The organism is Agrococcus versicolor (assembly GCF_039531815.1).
GTDB lineage: Bacteria > Actinomycetota > Actinomycetes > Actinomycetales > Microbacteriaceae > Agrococcus > Agrococcus versicolor.
The window spans coordinates 536,677-554,292 of the sequence record NZ_BAAAQT010000005.1 but is presented as its reverse complement, the minus strand read 5'-3'; the positions used below and the strand labels follow the sequence as shown (position 1 = coordinate 554,292).

Sequence of the window (17,616 nt, the reverse complement as noted above, 5' to 3'; positions counted from 1 at the left end):
CTCGCACGCCCAGCCTCGGCGCGTATGATCGAGTGCTGGTGTCGATGACCGACACGACAGCATGCCCCCGGTGAGAAGAGGCGAAGGATCCGTGGCAGCCGCGAGCAGCGACTTCGGAGCGAACGAATGGCTGGTTGAAGAGCAGTACGAGCTCTTCAAGCAGGACAGGTCGAAGGTGGCCCAGTCCTGGTGGCCGATCCTGGAGCGCTACGCGGCGCAGCTGGGAGGCGGCACCGCGACCGCCACCGCGGCGCCACCGGCGCCCCCGGCGCAGGCGCCATCCGCGCCGGCGGCTCCCTCCGCGCCGACCGCCCCCACGGCGTCCGCGCCCCCGGCCCCGGCCGCGCCTCCCGCACCCGCGGCACCGACGGCGCCGTCCGCAGCACCCGTCGCCGCCGCGAACGCGCCCGAGGCGCCCGCGCAGGCGACGCCGCCCGCTCCCCCGGCGCCGACGAAGCCCGCGCAGCGTCCCGACGGCACGATCGCCGCCCGCACGACGAAGACGCCCGCGAAGCCCGCGCCCGTCCCCGCCGACCGGTCGAACGACGAGCGCGCCGCCGAGCAGGCGAAGGCCGACGAGCCGACGGTCACCGCGCTGCGCGGCATGCCGAAGGCGCTCGCCCACAACATGGACCTCTCGCTCGCCGTGCCCACCGCGACGAGCGTGCGCACCGTGCCCGCGAAGCTCATGATCGACCAGCGCATCGTGATCAACAACCACCTGCGGCGCACCCGCGGCGGCAAGATCTCGTTCACGCACCTCATCGGCTACGCCCTCGTCCGGGCGCTCAAGGCCTTCCCGAGCCAGAACGTCTCGTACGCCGAGGTCGACGGCAAGCCGTCGCTCGTCGCGCACCCGCACGTCAACCTCGGCATCGCGATCGACCTGCCGAAGCCCGACGGCACGCGCGCGCTGCTCGTCCCGAGCATCAAGCGCGCCGACACCATGGACTTCGCGGAGTTCATCGCGACCTACGAGCAGATCGTCAAGAAGGCGCGCGCGAACAAGCTCGACGCCGGCGACTTCGCGGGCACGACGATCTCGCTCACGAACCCGGGCGGCATCGGCACCGTGCACTCGGTGCCGCGCCTCATGCCCGGCCAGGGCTGCATCATCGGTGCGGGCGCACTCGACTACCCGGCGGAGTTCCAGGGCGCGAGCGAGGAGCGCCTCGCCGACGCCGGCATCGGCAAGACGATCACGCTCACCTCGACGTACGACCACCGCGTCATCCAGGGCGCGGGCTCCGGCGAGTTCCTGAAGATCGTCCACGGCCTCCTGCAGGGCCAGGACGGCTTCTACGAGGGCATCTTCGCCGACCTCCGCATCCCCTACAAGCCGATCATGTGGTCGAAGGACGTCTCCGTCCACGAGTCGGACGAGATCTCGAAGGCGACGCGCGTCACGCAGCTCGTCAACGCGTACCGCGTGCGCGGCCACCTCATGGCCGACATCGACCCGCTCGAGTACGTGCAGCGCACGCACCCCGACCTCGAGATCGAGCAGCACGGCCTCTCGTTCTGGGACCTCGACCGCGACTTCGTCACCGGCGGCTTCGGCGGTCGTCGCTCGGCGCACCTGCGCGACGTGCTCGGCGTGCTGCGCGACACGTACTGCCGCACGATGGGCGTCGAGTACATGCACATCGCCGACCCGGCCCAGCGCAAGTGGTTCCAGGACCACCTCGAGGTGCCGTACGTCAAGCCGACGCACGACGAGCAGATGCGCATCCTGCGCAAGCTCAACGAGGCCGAGGCGTTCGAGACGTTCCTGCAGACGAAGTACGTCGGCCAGAAGCGCTTCTCGCTCGAGGGCTCCGAGTCGATGATCGCCTTCCTCGACGCGCTCATCCAGGGTGCGGCCGCGTCGAACCTCGACGAGGTCGTCATCGGCATGCCGCACCGCGGTCGCCTCAACGTGCTCACGAACATCGCGGGCAAGACGTACGGCCAGATCTTCCAGGAGTTCGAGGGCGCCGCGGTCATGCAGGGCTCGGGCGACGTGAAGTACCACCTCGGCACCGAGGGCACCTTCGTGGCGGCCGACGGCTCCGAGATCCCCGTCTACCTCGCTGCCAACCCCTCGCACCTCGAGGCCGTCAACGGCGTGCTCGAGGGCATCGCCCGCGCGAAGCAGGATCGCATCGGCGACGGTCGTCGCTCGGTGCTGCCCGTGCTCGTGCACGGCGATGCCGCGATGGCGGGCCAGGGCGTCGTCTTCGAGACGCTGCAGCTCTCGCAGCTGCGCGGCTACCAGACCGGCGGCACGGTCCACCTCGTCGTCAACAACCAGATCGGCTTCACGACCCCACCGTCGGAGTCGCGCTCGTCGATCTACTCGACCGACATCGCGAAGGCGATCGGCGCTCCCGTGTTCCATGTGAACGGCGACGACCCCGAGGCCGTCGTGCGCGTGGCCGAGCTCGCGTTCCAGTACCGCGAGGAGTTCCGTCGCGACGTCGTCATCGACCTCGTCTGCTACCGCAGGCGCGGCCACAACGAGGGCGACGACCCCACGATGACGCAGCCGCTCATGTACTCGCTCATCGAGCGCAAGCGCTCGGTGCGCACGCTGTACGCCGAGAACCTCGTCGGCCGCGGCGACATCACCGAGGACGAGTACGAGGAGGCCCAGAAGGACTTCCAGGACCGCCTCGAGCGCGCCTTCATGGAGACGCACGCCGCGGCGACGGGCTCGATGCCCGTGCCCGCGCAGACGCCGGAGTCGACCATGGTCGGCACCCCGTCCGACACGGGCATCTCGCGTCAGGCGATCGAGGCGATCGGCGACGCGCACGCGAACGCGCCCGACGGCTTCACGGTGCACACGAAGGTGCAGCAGGTGCTGAAGAAGCGCCTCGACATGAGCCGCAACGGCAACGTCGACTGGGCGTTCGGCGAGCTCCTCGCGCTCGGCTCCCTCCTCATGGAGGGCACGACCGTGCGCATGTCCGGCCAGGACACGCGTCGCGGCACGTTCGTGTCGCGCCACGCCGTCATGCACGACAAGGTGAACGGCCAGGAGTGGCTGCCGCTCGCGAACCTCTCGGAGGATCAGGCGCGGCTGTCGATCTACGACTCCCTGCTGTCGGAGTACGCGGCGATGGCGTTCGAGTACGGCTACTCGGTCGAGCGCCCCGACGCGCTCGTGCTGTGGGAGGCCCAGTTCGGCGACTTCGTCAACGGCGCGCAGATCGTCGTCGACGAGTTCCTCTCGAGCGCCGAGCAGAAGTGGAACCAGTTCTCGTCGCTGACGCTGCTCCTGCCGCACGGCTACGAGGGCGCCGGCCCCGACCACTCGTCGGCGCGCATCGAGCGCTTCCTGCAGCTGTCGGCCGAGCAGAACATGATCGTCGCCCGGCCGTCGACGCCCGCGTCGTACTTCCACCTGCTGCGCCGCCAGGCGTACCAGCGGCCGCGTCGTCCGCTCATCGTGTTCACGCCGAAGGCGATGCTGCGCCTGCGCGACGCCGTGAGCCCCGTCGAGGACTTCGAGTCGGGCACGTTCCGGCCCGTCATCGACGATGCGAAGGTCGACTCGTCGTCGGTGCGCCGCGTGCTCATCCACTCGGGCAAGATCCACTACGACCTCGCCTCCGAGATCGCGAAGCGCGAGCTGACCGACGTCGCGCTCGTGCGCCTCGAGCAGCTGTACCCGCTCGACGTCGACGGCCTCAACGCGGCGCTCGACCGCTACGACGGCGCCGAGCTCGTATGGGTGCAGGAGGAGCCGCTCAACCAGGGCGCATGGCCCTCGGTGCACTTCACGCTCCCGCGGCACCTGCACCACGGCCGCACGATCCGAGCGATCGGCCGACAGGAGTCGGCGAGCCCCGCGACGGGCTCCCCGAAGCGCTCCGCCGCCGAGCTCGCGCGCATCCTCGACCAGGCGCTCGGCACCGACTGAGCGCAGGCTCGCCCTGGGGGAGCCCGCCGACGCATCGCGTCGGCGGGCTCCTCCGCGTCAGGGGCGCGACGCTGCGTCGTCGACGTGGCGGAGGACGTCGCCCGGCTGGCAGTCGAGCACGCGGCAGATGGCGTCGAGCGTCGAGAAGCGCACGGCCTTCGCGCGCCCGTTCTTGAGGACGGCGACGTTCGCGGGCGTGATGCCGACGGCATCGGCGAAGTCGCCCACCGACATGCCCCTGCGGGCGAGCAGGACGTCGATGTCGACGACGATCGCCATCAGATGACCGCCTCGAGGTCGGCGCGCAGGCCCGTGGCCTCGACGAGCAGCCCCCGCATGACGCCGACGAGCAGGGCGACGGCGGCGCATGCGAGGACGACGACGGCGAGGGCGATCGCGATGCCGATGCCGCCGCCCACCGCGGCGATCGCATGCGTCGCGACGACGACGGCCACGAGCGTCGCGACGACGGCTGCCGCGACGATGCCATCGACGCAGCGCAGCGCGCGGGCGTCGAAGATGGTGCGGCGCGCGACCCGCGCCAGCAGCAGCCACGTGCAGACGAGCGCGATCTGCGCGCACACGATGGCGGTCACGCCCGCGACGGCGTAGGCGGCGACGAAGCGGGCAGCCGTCGGCGCCTCGTTCGCGACCTCCTGGGCCATGGCGGGCACGACGACGACCTGACCGACGACCGAGAGTGCGGCGAGCAGCACGAGGACGACACGCGACACGGCGATGAGGATCCGGGGCATGCATCGATCTTCAATGGATATCGATCGAATGTCAATCGATCGCGCCGCATCCTCGACTCAGGTCCGGCTGGCGAGGAAGGCGTAGACCTCGGTCTCGTCGACGCCCGGGAAGGCACCCGGCGGCAGCGCCGCGAGCAGGTGGGAATGGGCGCGAGCGCTCGGCCACGCCTTGCCCGCCCATGCCTCCGCGAGCTCGACGGGCGGCGTGCGGCAGCAGGCGGGGTCGGGGCACTGCGACGCCGAGCGCTCCTTCGTCGCACGGCCGCGGAACCAGCGGGCCTGCGAGAACGGCACGCCGATCGAGAGCGAGAACTCGCCCTGCGCGCTGCGCTCGGTCATGGCCGTGCACCAGAACGTGCCGGCGGGCGTCTCGGTGTACTGCTCGAACGCGTTGACGGTGTCGGGCGCGTCGAACACCTCGCGGCTCGTCCACCGCTTGCAGACGGGCTGCCCCTCGATGGCGCCGGTGTGGTCGGCGGGGAACGTCACGCCGTCGTTCTCGTACGCCTTGTAGATGATCCCCGACTCGTGCACCTTCTGGAAGTGCAGGGGGATGCCGAGGTGGTGCGTCGCCAGGTTCGTGAGGCGGTGCGCCGCCATCTCGTACGACACGGCGAACGCGTCGCGCAGGTCCTCCACCGCGAGCTGCCGCTGCGCCTTCGCCTCCGCGAGGAACGCGACGGCTGCCGACTCGGGCATGAGGAGCGCCGCGGCGAAGTAGTTCGTCTCGACGCGCTGGCGCAGGAAGCCGCCGTAGTCGCGCGGCACGTCGTGGCCGAGCACGTGGTGGCCGAGGGCCTGCAGCAGCACCGACCGCGGGTCGTGATCCCCGCGCGAGGAGCGCGAGAGGTAGATGCGATGCCGTCGGAGGTCGGTCACCGACCGCGTCGAGTGCGGCAGGTCCCCCACGTGGTGCACCGAGAAGCCGAGCCGCTCGGTGATCGCGGCGATGAGGTGCTGCGACAGCGGACCCTGCGCGTAGCCGACGTCGCGGAGGATGCGCGCGGCCTCCGCCTCGATCTCGCCGAAGTGGTTGTCGCGGGCGCGCATCTCGGCGCGCAGCTGGACGTTGGCCCTGCGTGCCTCCTCCGGGGTGGCGATGCGCTCCTCCGACGTGCGCTCGAGCTCGTCGACGAGCGCGAGCATCGTCTCGAGCACGTCGTCGGGCGTGCGCGGCCCGACGCGCATCGTCGGCAGCTGCTTCTGCACCCACAGCGGCGAGCGCATGGCGCGCTCCAGCCGCAGCTCGCGCGCAGCGCGCTCGCTCGGGGGCGCGTCGCCCGTGAGCGCGTCGAGGGTGACGCCGAGCAGCGCCGCGAGCCGCTGCAGCGTCTGGAACCGGATCTCGCGCTTGCCCGTCTCGATCGCGCTCAGCTGCGAGGGCGCCAGGCCGATGGCGTCGTGGACGGCGTCGAGCGTGAGGCCCGCCGCCTTGCGATGGTGCCGGATCGCCTTGCCGAGCTGCAGCGGATCCGTCGCATCCGGCTCCTTGGCGGGGGTGCGCGTCGACCGATGCCAGGACTGGGACGTCATTGCTGCAGCGTACGGCAGGAATGCAGAACTTCATGGCTGGGATCGGCGCCAGGACGCTCTTCCTGCGACGAGGGTGGTGGCACACACCCCGACGGAGGAGGCCCCCGATGACCGAGAGCACCAGGACCCAGCAGCAGGAAGCCGATGCGCTGCAGCTCGAGTGGGACGCCGACGCACGGTGGAGCGGCGTCGCCCGCGACTACGCCGCGAGCGACGTCGTGCGCCTGCGCGGCTCGGTCGTCGAGGAGCGCACGCTCGCCCGTCGCGGCGCCGAGCGGCTCTTCGACCGCCTGCAGCACGACGAGCCCGTCCGCGCCCTCGGCGCCCTCACGGGCAACCAGGCCGTGCAGCAGGTGAAGGCGGGCCTCGAGGCGATCTACCTGTCGGGCTGGCAGGTCGCAGCCGACGCGAACCTCGCCGGTCAGACCTACCCCGACCAGAGCCTCTACCCGGCGAACTCGGTGCCGAGCGTCGTGCGTCGCATCAACAACGCCCTGCTCCGCGCCGACCAGATCGAGCATGCCGAGGGCGAGCGCTCGGTCGACGACTGGCTCGTGCCGATCGTGGCGGACGCGGAGGCCGGCTTCGGCGGACCGCTCAACGCGTTCGAGCTGCAGCGCGCCATGATCGCCGCCGGCGCCGCAGGCGTGCACTGGGAGGACCAGCTCGCCTCCGAGAAGAAGTGCGGACACCTCGGTGGCAAGGTGCTCATCCCGACCCGGCAGCACGTGCGCACCCTGAACGCGGCGCGCCTCGCCTCGGACGTCGAGGGCGTGCCGACCGTCATCGTCGCCCGCACCGACGCGGAGGCGGCGACGCTGCTGACGAGCGACGTCGACGAGCGCGACCGCCCGTTCCTCACGGGCGGACGCACCGCCCAGGGCTTCTACGAGGTGCGTGGCGGCATCGAGCCGTGCATCGCTCGCGGTCGCGCCTACGCACCGTACGCCGACCTGCTCTGGATGGAGACGTCGAAGCCCGACCTCGACGTCGCGCGGCGCTTCGCGGAGGGGATCAAGGACGAGTTCCCCGACCAGCTGCTCGCCTACAACTGCTCGCCGTCGTTCAACTGGCGTCGGCACCTCGACGACGACGAGATCGCGAGCTTCCAGCGCGAGCTCGGCGCGATGGGCTTCCGCTTCCAGTTCATCACCCTCGCCGGCTTCCACGCCCTCAACCACGCGATGTTCGACCTCGCGAGGGGCTACGCCGAGCACCACATGACCGCCTACGTCGACCTGCAGGAGCGCGAGCTCGCCGCGGAGGCGCACGGCTACACCGCCACGCGCCACCAGCGCGAGGTGGGCACCGGATGGTTCGACCTCGTGGCCTCCGCGCTCGACCCCGACTCGGGGACCCTCGCCCTCGCCGGCTCCACCGAGACCGCGCAGTTCCACTGACCTCGGGCCCCGCCCGGCCCCCGCACCCCCTGGAGACGACCATGGACGACCGCATCCGCATCACCGAGCACGCACCCGGGCAGGAGCGCGTGCTGACGCCGCACGCACTCGAGCTCCTGCTCTCGCTGCACGACTTCGCGGAGGCCAGGCGGCGCGAGCTGCGCCGCCTCCGCCGCACCCGCCGCGCCGCCCTCGCCGACGGCGCGACGCCCACCTTCCTGCCGGAGACGCGGCACATCCGCGACGACGCGACGTGGCAGGTGGCACCACCCGCACCGGGGCTCGAGGATCGCCGGGTCGAGATCACCGGCCCGATCGAGCGCAAGATGACGATCAACGCGCTCAACTCCGGCGCCCGCGTCTGGCTCGCCGACTGCGAGGACTCCTGCTCCCCCACGTGGGAGAACGTCATCAAGAGCCAGGTGAACCTGCAGGACGCCATCGCCGGCACCATCGCGTACACGAGCCCGGACGGCAGGGAGTACCGCGTCACGGCCGAGCGCACGCCCACCATCGTCGTGCGCCCGCGCGGCTGGCACCTCGACGAGCGTCGCATCCTCGTCGACGGCGAGCCCATGAGCGCCTCGCTCGTCGACTTCGGGCTCCACATGGTGCACAACGCCGACGCGCTCATCGCCGCGGGTCGCGGGCCGTACCTGTACCTGCCGAAGATCGAGAGCCACCTCGAGGCACGGCTGTGGAACGACGTCTTCCGTGCGACGCAGGACATGCTGCTCATCCCCCGCGGCACCATCCGCGCGACGGTGCTCATCGAGACCATCTCGGCGGCGTTCGAGATGGAGGAGATCCTGTACGAGCTGCGCGAGCACTCGTCGGGCCTCAACGCGGGTCGGTGGGACTACCTCTTCTCGATCATCCGCGCCTTCCGGTTCCGCGGCGACGACTTCGTGCTGCCGGACCGCGCCGCGCTCACGATGACCGCGCCCTTCATGCGGGCGTACACCGAGCAGCTGGTGCGTGCGTGCCATCGTCGCGGCGCGCACGCCATCGGCGGCATGTCGGCGTTCGTGCCGAGCGCGAAGGATCCGGCCGCGACGGAGGTCGCGCTCGCGCAGGTCGCGCAGGACAAGCGGCGCGAGGCGGGCGACGGCTTCGACGGCTCGTGGGTCGCGCACCCGGGGCTCGTCGCCGTCGCGCAGGCGGAGTTCGATGCCGTGCTCGGCGAGCAGCCGCACCAGCTCGCGCGCACGCGCGACGACGTCGTGCCCGACGGTGCGGCGCTCATCGACCTCACGACGACGCCCGGCGACATCACCGAGGCCGGCGTGCGGCTCAACGTCGAGGTCGCGATCCGCTACATGGAGGCGTGGCTGCGGGGTCAGGGCGCCGTCGCGATCCACTCGCTCATGGAGGATGCCGCGACGGCCGAGATCTCCCGATCGCAGGTGTGGCAGTGGATCCACGTCGAGGCGCGCACCGTCGAGGGGCGCACCGTCTCGCGCGACTGGGTCAAGCGCCTCGTGCGCGAGATCGCCGAGGCGACGCCGAGGACCGAGGGCGATCGCCTCGACGAGGCGGTCGCGCTCTTCACGGAGGTGGCGCTGCGGCCGACCTACCCGGCGTTCTTCACCCTCGCGGGCACCGAGCGCTACCTGTCGCCGCTCACGCAGCCCCAGGCGATCGCCGCCTGACCTCCGCATGCGACGCAGGGTCCCGGCCGAGACGCTCGCCGGGACCCTGCCGCACGCGCCGCGTCAGCGCCTGGCGATCCGCCAGGCTCGCAGCTCGTCGTGCAGCTCGGCCTTGCGCGCCTCGGAGGCGAACGACGCGTCGATCGAGTGCCCGGCCAGGTCGACGAGCGTCGCGTCGGGGATGCCGGCAGCGGCGAGCGCCGCGAGGTTGTCGGCGACGTAGCCACCGAAGTAGGCGGGGTCGTCGGAGCTGATCGTGACGACGACGCCGGCCTCGACGAGCGCGGGCAACGGGTGCGCTCGCAGATCCTCGACCGCCCGCAGCCGCACGTTCGACAGCGGGCATACCGTGAGCGGGATGCGCTCGCGCGCGAGGTGGCGCACGAGCTCCGGGTCGTCGACCGATCGGATGCCGTGGTCGATGCGCTCGGCGCCCAGCAGGCGCAGCGCCTGCCACACGTAGTCGGCGGGGCCCTCCTCGCCGGCGTGGGCGACGCGGCGCAGCCCGAGCTCCGCCGCGCGCGCGAAGACCTCCTGGAAGAGCGACGGCGGGTAGCCGACCTCGGCGGAGTCGAGGCCGACGCCCAGCAGCTCGCCGGCGCGCGGCGCGACCTCCTCGAGGACGGCGGCGGCCGAGTCGACGGGCAGGTCGCGCACGAAGCAGAGGATGAGCCCGCCGGTGATGCCCCAGCGGCGCTCGGCCTCGTCGAAGCCCGCGCGCAGGCCGTCGAGGACGACGTCGACCGGCACGCCGTTGGCCGCGTGCACCTGCGGGTCGAAGAACGCCTCGACGTGGCGGACCCCGTCGACGTGGGCGCGCTCGAGGTAGGCGAGCGCGAGGTCGGCGAAGTCGTCGCGCGTGCGGAGCACGACCATGCACGCGTAGTAGACGTCGAGGAACGACTGCAGATCCTCGAACGCGAAGCGCTCGCGCAGCTCGTCGACGTCGGCGAACGGCAGGGTGACGCCGTTGCGCTCGGCGAGCGCGAACGCCAGCTCGGGCTCGAGCGTGCCCTCGAGATGGAGGTGGAGCTCGGCCTTCGGCAGCGTGCGCCAGTCGATCGGATCGGTCACCGTGTGCTCCTGGAAGCGTCGGCGCGGGTCGGCGGCGAGCGCCGACGCGCTAGGAGTGGGTGGCCTGGACGGCGCGCAGGCGCGCGAGCACCTGGTCCTTCAGCTGCTCGGGCGCCGTCTCGGCACACGCCTGCTTCAGGGCCATCGTCAGCTGCACGCCGACGGTGTGCTCCTCGGCGCAGTCGGTGCAGCCGTCGAGGTGCGCGCGGATGTCCGCCGCGTCCTCGCTGCACAGCTCCTGGTGCAGGTACTCCTCCAGCTCGGCCTTCGCCTTGTCGCAGCCGCAGTCGCCCATCAGCGCTTCTCCCCTGCCTTCATGCCCTGCTCGCGGGCGTAGTCCGCCAGCAGCTCCCGCAGCTGTCGCCTGCCACGGTGCAGGCGACTCATCACGGTGCCCACGGGCGTCTTCATGATCTCCGCAGTCTCGGCGTACGACATGCCCTCGACGTCGACCCAGTAGACGACCATGCGGAAGTCGTCCGGGATGGACTGCAGCGCGTCGCGCACGACGCCTGCGGGCATGCGGTCGATCGCCTCGGCCTCCGCCGACCGCGACCTCGTCGCGGTCGTCGACTCGCCGACGCCGATCTGCCAGTCCTCGAGATCGTCGAGCGGCGCCTCGTAGGGCTGCCGCTGACGCTTGCGGTACTGGTTGATGTACGTGTTCGTCTGGATGCGGTACAGCCAGGCACGAAGGTTCGTGCCGGGCGTGAAGGAGTCACGGGCGGCGTACGCCTTCGCGTACGTCTCCTGCACCAGGTCTGCCGCGTCCTGCGGGTTGCGCGTCATCCGCATCGCCGCCGCGTACAGCTGGTCGGTGTACTCGAGGGCCTCGTCGATGAACGCGTCGGAGTCGTCTGCCATCGGCGTCGATCCTACGCCGCGCGTCAGCACGCTGGTCCCAGTCATGCACCCCTCCTTCGTAGGATGGAACCGATGACCCACTCGACGCATTCCCTCGCGTGGGCGGCGCCGGTGGCCACCGCCCCGCTCGACGCCGTCGTGCACCTGCCCGGCTCGAAGTCGCTGACGAATCGCGAGCTCGTGCTCGCCGCGCTCGCCGACGGCCCCGGCACGCTGCACGCACCGCTCCACTCCCGCGACTCGGCGCTCATGGTCGACGCGCTGCGCGCGCTCGGCGTCGGCGTCGAGGAGGTCGGCGAGGGCCCATTCGGCCCGGACCTGCGGGTGACGCCCGGGCCGCTCGGGTCCGCGTCGATCGACTGCGGCCTCGCGGGCACCGTCATGCGCTTCCTGCCCATCGTGGCGGCCCTCGCCGAGGGCACCGTGGCGTTCGACGGCGACCCGCACGCGCGGACGCGGCCCAACGCCACGACGATCGACGCGCTGCGCGCGCTCGGCGTGCGCGTCGACGACCACGGCACCGGCACGATGCCGTTCACGGTGCACGGCACGGGCGCCGTCCGCGGCGGCGAGCTCGTCGTCGACGCGAGCGCGTCGAGCCAGTTCGTGTCGGCGCTGCTGCTCGCCGCTCCGCGCTTCGCCGAGGGGCTCACGCTGCGCCACGCCGGCGCGCGGCTCCCCTCGCTCCCCCACGTCGAGATGACGCTCGCGACGCTGCGCGCCCGCGGCGTGCAGGTCTCGTCGCCCGAGGTCGGCGTGTGGCGCGTGGAGCCGGGGCCCATCGCGGCCGCCGACGTCGCGATCGAGCCCGACCTGTCGAACGCCGCGCCCTTCCTCGCCGCCGCGGTCGTCGCGGGCGGTCGCGTCACCGTGGCCGGCTGGCCCGCGACGACGACGCAGGTGGGCGCGGAGCTGCCCGCGCTGCTCACGCGCCTCGGGGCATCCGTCACGATCGACGGCGACCGCTGCACCGTCGACGGCGGGGCGGGCGTCGCCGCGACCCCGCTCGTCGGCGGCACGATCGACATGGCGCACGCGGGCGAGCTCTCCCCCACGATCGCCGCGCTCGGCGTCTTCGCCGACGCGCCGCTGACGATCGAGGGCATCGGCCACACCCGCGGCCACGAGACCGACCGCATCGACGCGATCGTCGCCGACCTCGCCGCGCTCGGCGGGGTGGCGACGGGCGACGCCGACTCGATCACCGTGCAGCCGAGCGCCCTGCACGGCGGCACGTGGGCGGCGTACGCCGACCACCGCATCGCCACGGCGGGCGCGCTGCTGGGCCTCGCCGTCGACGGCGTCGTCGTCGACGACGTCGGCGCGACGGCGAAGACGATCCCCGAGTTCCCCGAGCTCTGGCACCGCATGGTCGCCGGGACGGATGCACCGTGAGCTGGATCACCGACGAGCCCGACGAGGGATGGGAGGCCTACGACGAGGCCTCGGTGCGCGAGCGCCCCAACCCGAAGGCGAACAAGCCGCGCACGAAGATCCGGCCCGAGCACGCCGACTCCGTCGACGGCTTCGTGACGGCCGTCGACCGCGGCCGCTACACGGTCGTCGTGCGCGACGGCGAGCCCGACGAGGCGACGATCACGACCACGCGAGCCCGCGAGCTGCGGAAGCAGGCCATCGTCGCCGGCGACCGCGTCGACGTCGTCGGCGACACGACGGGCGACGAGGGATCCCTCGCACGCATCGTGCGCATCCAGCCGCGCACGACGCTCCTGCGCCGCTCGGCCGACGACTCCGACGAGTTCGAGCGCGTCATCGTCGCGAATGCCGACCTCATGCTCATGGTCGTCGCCGCCCGCGACCCCGAGCCGCGCCCCCGCCTGGTGCACCGCTACCTCGTCGCCGCCTACGACGCGGGCATCACGCCCATCCTCGTCGTGACGAAGACCGACCTCGCCGACCCCGCGTCCCTCCTGGCGAACTTCGAGGGGCTCGACATCGAGACGTGGCGCTCGCGCTCCGACGACCCGCCCGTCGCCGCGCTGCGCGAGCGGCTCGACGGCCACGTGACCGTCGCGGTCGGCCACTCGGGCGTCGGCAAGTCGACCCTCGTCAACGCGCTCGTGCCCGCCGCGGGCCGAGCGGTGGGCCACGTCAACGCCGTCACGGGCCGCGGTCGGCACACGTCGTCGTCGACGCAGTCGTACCGGCTCGGCAGGGGCTGGGTCATCGACACCCCCGGCGTGCGCTCGTTCGGGCTCGGCCACATCGACGTCGCCTCCATCCTCAAGGCCTTCCCCGACATCCAGGCCGTGAGCGAGCAGTGCCCGCGCGGCTGCACCCACCTCGCCGACGCACCAGACTGCGGCATCGCCGAGGCCGCGGCGCGCGGCGAGCTCGACCGCACGCGCGTCGACAGCGTGCAGGGCCTGCTCGCGACGCTCACGGTCGAGGATCGATGGTGACGGCGCGCGCATAGGCGCCGCTGGGAGGATGGACGGGTGACGTCCGACGCGCCCATCGCCTCCCGCTCGCCCATCGCCACCCCGCACGGCCTGTACCGGCTCGTCGCGATCGCCGAGGCGGTGTCGTGGACGCTGCTGCTCGCCGGCCTCGCCGTGCGCGCCATCAGCGGCGAGGGCGCGGGCGTGTCCGTCGGCGGCGGCTTCCACGGCTTCGTCTTCCTCGCCTACGCCGGCACCGCCGTGCTCATGACGATCCACCAGCGGTGGCGGCCGGGCGTCGCGGCCGTCGCGATCGCGAGCGCGGTCGTGCCCTACGCCACGATCCCCGTCGAGCGCTGGCTGCGCCGCACCGGCAGGCTCGATGGCGCCTGGCGGCTCGAGGCGACCGACGACCCGCGGGACGCACGGCCCCTCGACCGGCTCGTGCGCTCCCTGCTGCGCCACCCGGTAGCGTTCGCGATCGGGGCGATCGCGCTCGTCGCCGTCGTCTTCACGGTGCTGCTCGTCGTCGGCCCTCCCGGCGGCCGCTGACGCGTCCGGGCCTCGCCGCTCGGTAGCGTGGGGGCGTGCGCCACGCCGACGACCTCGCCCTCGCCCTCCGCATCGCCGACGAGGCGGATGCCATCTCGATGGATCGCTTCCGAGCGGCCGACCTGCGCGTGTCGACGAAGCCCGACGCCACCCACGTCACCGACGCCGACCAGGCGGTCGAGGCCCGCATCCGCGCCATCGTCGCGGCCGAGCGGCCCGGGGACGCGTTCTTCGGCGAGGAGACCGGCACGACCGGCGAGGGCTCGCGGCGCTGGATCGTCGACCCGATCGACGGCACGGCCCACTTCCTCCGCGGGGCGCCCGTCTGGGCGACGCTCATCGCGCTCGTCGTCGACGACGAGGTCGTCGTGGGCGTGTGCTCGGCGCCCGCGATGGGACGTCGCTGGTGGGCGTCGCGCGGCGACGGCGCGTGGGCGTCGCCCGGCGAGCAGCGCCTGCGGGTCTCGGGGCTCGCGACCCTCGCCGACGCCGCCATCTCGTACAACTCGATCCAGGGCTGGGACGGCGCCGGCCGCATCGACGACCTCGTCGCCCTGCAGCGCGACGTGTGGCGTGCGCGCTCCTACGGCGACGCGTGGAGCTACATGCTGCTCGCGGAGGGGGCGCTCGACGCCGTCGGCGAGTTCGACCTCAAGCCGTACGACATGGCGGCGCTCGTGCCCATCGTCGAGGAGGCCGGCGGCCGCTTCACGTCGATCGACGGGCAGGAGGGCCCGTGGCACGGCTCGGCGCTCGCGACGAACGGCGTGCTGCACGACGAGCTGCTGCGGCGCCTCGCGCGCTGACGCGCGAGCCCGCGGTCGAGCGCCGGCGAAGACCGCGTCGGCGGCGCTCCCGCGACGGCTCAGCCCGCGTGCGCGCGCTCGAGGTCGGCGACGACGATGCGCGTCATCCCCATGAGCGCCTGCGCGACGGCACCGGCGTTCGGGCCGGACATGAGCCGGCCCATCGACGACGGCACGATCTGCCACGACAGCCCGAAGCGATCGACGAGCCAGCCGCAGCGGCTCTCGCGGCCGCCGTCGGCCACGAGCGCATCCCACAGGCGGTCGACCTCCTCCTGCCCGTCGGCCTCGAGCACGAGCGACACCGCCTCCGACAGCGGGAACTGGGGCCCGCCGTTCAGCAGCGTCACGCGATGCCCGCCGACCGTGAGGTCGACGGTGAGCGCCTGGCCCCCCAGGCCGCCCGGGAAGGCGTCGTCGTCCGGATACCGGCTGACGTGCAGGATCTCGCTGTCGGGCACGAGGGAGACGTACAGCGCAGCCGCCTCCTCGATGCCGCCGTCGAACCACAGGGACGTCGAGACGCTCATGGATCGGAGCGTACGCCCGCGGCGGTCGCGCGGCTAGGGTCGAGGGATGCGCGAGATCACCGTAGATGACATCGCAGGCGACCCGGCGGTGCCGGTCGTCGACGTGCGAGAGCAGGACGAGTGGGATGCGGGGCACGTGCCGCACGCGATCCACATCCCGATGGGCGAGGTCGTGGAGCGCCTCGACGAGGTGCCCGACGGCGCGGCGATCATCTGCCACTCCGGCGGACGCAGCGCCCGCGTGGTGCAGTACCTCGAGTCGCAGGGCCGCGTGGCTGCGAACGTCGTCGGCGGCACGTCGGCGTGGATCGCCGCTGGCCACGACGTCGCGCGCTGAGGCCTCGCGTCGCGGACGCCCCGAGCGGTCGGCGCGTACGCGGCCGTGCGCGGACGCGAGCGGACACGGCGACGGCATGACGAAGGCCCGCAGGCGATGCCTGCGGGCCTCGAGGCTCCTTCGCGCGTGACACGCACCGACGGTTGGTGGAGATGGGGGGAATCGAACCCCCGTCCATCGCTCGGACCGTGCGGCTTCTCCGAGTGCAGTCTGAGGGTGTGCGTTCTGCTCGGCCCCTACCTTTGTCCCAGACACCTAGGTAGACGGGCCCAGTCACAGTTCGAGTCCCGCGAACCCCTGTGACGCAGGTTCGCAGCAAGCTCCCTAGATGACGCCGGGATCCGGGGCAGGAGCAGACCCGGTCCGACGGACTTCAGGCTCGCTTAGGCAGCGAGGGCGAAGTCGGTGCGCTTTGCGTTGGCACCTATGGTTTTCCAGGGATCGTTGACGAGATGACCCTGGGTCCTCGACTCGCTTCCCGCAGCGACTGAGGCGATGTCGAAACCGATCATCCCCGTGCTGCGGTGCGCGTCACGCGCTGTGGAGTTGTCAATCCGCCGCGGTGCGCGGCAGCCCTCCATCATACGTGCCCGGCGCGTGCTGCGGCAAGCGCGGCTGGGCGACGCCGCGCCACCGCGACGACGCGGCCCGCGCGGTCGACGCCCGCGTGCCGGTGCGCCGCGCCGGATCAGCCGAAGAGCAGCTCCGCCTCGCGGTAGCGCTCCTCGGGGACGACCTTCAGCGTGCCGAGGGCGTCGGCGAACGGCACGCGCACGACGTCGGTGCCGCGCAGCGACACCATCTGGCCCCATGCCTGGTCGTGCACGGCCTCGATGGCGGCGAGCCCGAAGCGCGTCGCGAGCACGCGGTCGGCGCCCGTGGGCGCTCCGCCGCGCTGGATGTGGCCGAGCACGGTCGAGCGCGACTCGATGCCGGTGCGCGCCTCGATCTCGGGCGTGATGAGCTCGGAGATGCCGCCGAGGCGAGGCCGGTTGAAGGCGTCGAGGCCCTTGTGCGAGTGCGCCTCCTCCATGCCCTCGAGGCGGAAGCCCTCCGACACGACGATGAGCGGTGCGCGGCGGCGGTCGTACACCTGCTGCGCCCAGTCGCAGATCTCGTCGATCGAGCGCGGCTGCTCGGGGATGAGGATCGCGTGCGCGCCGACGGCCATGCCCGCGTGGAGCGCGATCCAGCCGACGTGGCGGCCCATGACCTCGAGCACCATGCAGCGCATGTGCGAGTCGCCGGTCGTGCGCAGGCGGTCGCCGGCCTCCGTCGCGATCTGCACGGCCGTGTCGAAGCCGAACGTGTAGTCGGTCGCGTCGAGGTCGTTGTCGATCGTCTTCGGCACGCCGATGATCGGGATGCCGGCGTCGCTCAGTCGCTTGCCCGCCGCGAGGGTGCCCTCGCCGCCGATGGCGAGGACGGCGTCGATGCCGAGCCGCTCCATCGTGGTGGCGATGTTCGCCGGCCCGCCGCCGTCGCCCTCGAAGGGGTTCGTGCGGCTCGTGCCGAGGATCGTGCCGCCGACGCGCGAGATGCCGCGGACGGACGAGCGGTTGAGCACGCGCACGTCGCCGGCGACGAGGCCGCGCCAGCCGTCGCGGATGCCGACGAACTCGTGGCCGTGCTGCTTGATGCCGCCGAGCACGGCTGCTCGGATGACGGCGTTGAGTCCGGGGCAGTCGCCGCCGGACGTGAGGATCCCGATGCGCATGGCTCCATCTTCCCGTCCGCCGCGACGCGTGTCGAACCGGGCAGTTCTCCCCATCGCGGTCGCAGCGGGCACTGCCTACCCTGGAGG

General features: G+C 72.4%; 16 protein-coding genes and 1 other RNA gene. 8 read left to right on the top strand and 9 right to left on the bottom strand.

Features of this window, described 5'->3' with window-relative positions; all coding sequences use genetic code 11:
• The first annotated feature begins 61 nt into the window (after positions 1 to 61).
• Positions 62 to 3,907 (top strand): multifunctional oxoglutarate decarboxylase/oxoglutarate dehydrogenase thiamine pyrophosphate-binding subunit/dihydrolipoyllysine-residue succinyltransferase subunit, encoded by a 3,846-nt coding sequence (locus tag ABD249_RS05475; RefSeq protein ID WP_344341261.1) that lies wholly within the window; start codon positions 62 to 64, stop codon positions 3,905 to 3,907.
• A 57-nt stretch (positions 3,908 to 3,964) separates the two neighbouring features.
• Here the strand turns inward: ABD249_RS05475 and ABD249_RS05470 are convergent, their stop codons facing one another.
• Genes ABD249_RS05470 through ABD249_RS05460 form a run of 3 tightly spaced genes read right to left on the bottom strand, consistent with a single transcriptional unit; the run spans position 3,965 to position 6,195 of the window.
• Entirely contained in the window at positions 3,965 to 4,186 is a 222-nt protein-coding gene (locus ABD249_RS05470) for a helix-turn-helix domain-containing protein (RefSeq protein ID WP_344341259.1), read from the bottom strand.
• Positions 4,186 to 4,662: a DUF2975 domain-containing protein gene (locus ABD249_RS05465; protein WP_344341257.1), complete on the bottom strand. Its 477-nt coding sequence runs from the start codon at positions 4,660 to 4,662 to the stop codon at positions 4,186 to 4,188. Before ABD249_RS05465 ends, ABD249_RS05470 begins: the two co-directional genes overlap by 1 nt.
• A 57-nt stretch (positions 4,663 to 4,719) precedes the next feature.
• Positions 4,720 to 6,195: a helix-turn-helix domain-containing protein gene (locus ABD249_RS05460; RefSeq protein ID WP_344341255.1), complete on the bottom strand. Its 1,476-nt coding sequence runs from the start codon at positions 6,193 to 6,195 to the stop codon at positions 4,720 to 4,722.
• Positions 6,196 to 6,302: 107 nt separating this feature from the next.
• On the opposite strand from ABD249_RS05460, the gene aceA reads away from it, so the two are divergent.
• Both aceA and aceB read left to right on the top strand, forming a co-directional pair.
• Entirely contained in the window at positions 6,303 to 7,595 is a 1,293-nt protein-coding gene (gene aceA / locus ABD249_RS05455; protein WP_344341253.1) for an isocitrate lyase, read from the top strand.
• A gap of 41 nt (positions 7,596 to 7,636) precedes the next feature.
• On the top strand, positions 7,637 to 9,247 hold the full coding sequence (aceB, locus tag ABD249_RS05450) for a malate synthase A (RefSeq protein ID WP_344341251.1): 1,611 nt from the start codon (positions 7,637 to 7,639) through the stop codon (positions 9,245 to 9,247).
• Positions 9,248 to 9,310: 63 nt separating this feature from the next.
• Here the strand turns inward: aceB and ABD249_RS05445 are convergent, their stop codons facing one another.
• Genes ABD249_RS05445 through ABD249_RS05435 form a run of 3 tightly spaced genes read right to left on the bottom strand, consistent with a single transcriptional unit; the run spans position 9,311 to position 11,185 of the window.
• Positions 9,311 to 10,321, bottom strand: coding sequence for an adenosine deaminase (locus tag ABD249_RS05445; RefSeq protein WP_344341249.1), 1,011 nt, complete (start codon positions 10,319 to 10,321; stop codon positions 9,311 to 9,313).
• 49 nt (positions 10,322 to 10,370) lie between these two features.
• The gene (locus ABD249_RS05440; RefSeq protein ID WP_344341247.1) at positions 10,371 to 10,616 is read right to left on the bottom strand and encodes a zf-HC2 domain-containing protein; all 246 of its coding nucleotides are present in this window, start codon (positions 10,614 to 10,616) and stop codon (positions 10,371 to 10,373) included.
• On the bottom strand, positions 10,616 to 11,185 hold the full coding sequence (locus ABD249_RS05435; RefSeq protein ID WP_425546285.1) for a sigma-70 family RNA polymerase sigma factor: 570 nt from the start codon (positions 11,183 to 11,185) through the stop codon (positions 10,616 to 10,618). Before ABD249_RS05435 ends, ABD249_RS05440 begins: the two co-directional genes overlap by 1 nt.
• Positions 11,186 to 11,257: 72 nt before the next feature.
• Here ABD249_RS05435 and aroA point away from each other — a divergent pair, with 72 nt between their 5' ends.
• From aroA to ABD249_RS05415, 4 genes are read left to right on the top strand one after another with little or no spacing between them, the layout of a single operon-like run.
• Positions 11,258 to 12,580 (top strand): 3-phosphoshikimate 1-carboxyvinyltransferase, encoded by a 1,323-nt coding sequence (aroA, locus tag ABD249_RS05430; protein ID WP_344341243.1) that lies wholly within the window; start codon positions 11,258 to 11,260, stop codon positions 12,578 to 12,580.
• A complete protein-coding gene (gene rsgA / locus ABD249_RS05425) occupies positions 12,577 to 13,608 on the top strand; it encodes a ribosome small subunit-dependent GTPase A (RefSeq protein WP_344341240.1) in 1,032 nt (343 codons plus the stop codon). Before aroA ends, rsgA begins: the two co-directional genes overlap by 4 nt.
• A gap of 36 nt (positions 13,609 to 13,644) precedes the next feature.
• Positions 13,645 to 14,139, top strand: coding sequence for a DUF3817 domain-containing protein (locus ABD249_RS05420; protein WP_344341238.1), 495 nt, complete (start codon positions 13,645 to 13,647; stop codon positions 14,137 to 14,139).
• A 35-nt stretch (positions 14,140 to 14,174) separates the two neighbouring features.
• Positions 14,175 to 14,945: an inositol monophosphatase family protein gene (locus tag ABD249_RS05415; protein WP_344341236.1), complete on the top strand. Its 771-nt coding sequence runs from the start codon at positions 14,175 to 14,177 to the stop codon at positions 14,943 to 14,945.
• 59 nt (positions 14,946 to 15,004) lie between these two features.
• Here ABD249_RS05415 and ABD249_RS05410 read toward each other — a convergent pair whose 3' ends face one another.
• Complete coding sequence (locus ABD249_RS05410) at positions 15,005 to 15,475, bottom strand: VOC family protein (RefSeq protein WP_344341234.1); 471 nt, start codon at positions 15,473 to 15,475, stop codon at positions 15,005 to 15,007.
• Between the two features lie 46 nt (positions 15,476 to 15,521).
• On the opposite strand from ABD249_RS05410, the gene ABD249_RS05405 reads away from it, so the two are divergent.
• Complete coding sequence (locus tag ABD249_RS05405; RefSeq protein WP_344341232.1) at positions 15,522 to 15,812, top strand: rhodanese-like domain-containing protein; 291 nt, start codon at positions 15,522 to 15,524, stop codon at positions 15,810 to 15,812.
• 144 nt (positions 15,813 to 15,956) lie between these two features.
• Here the strand turns inward: ABD249_RS05405 and ssrA are convergent.
• Positions 15,957 to 16,328: a transfer-messenger RNA gene (ssrA, locus tag ABD249_RS05400) on the bottom strand.
• A gap of 172 nt (positions 16,329 to 16,500) precedes the next feature.
• Positions 16,501 to 17,529, bottom strand: a complete 1,029-nt coding sequence (locus ABD249_RS05395) for a 6-phosphofructokinase (protein WP_344341230.1) — start codon at positions 17,527 to 17,529, stop codon at positions 16,501 to 16,503.
• Positions 17,530 to 17,616: the final 87 nt, after the last annotated feature.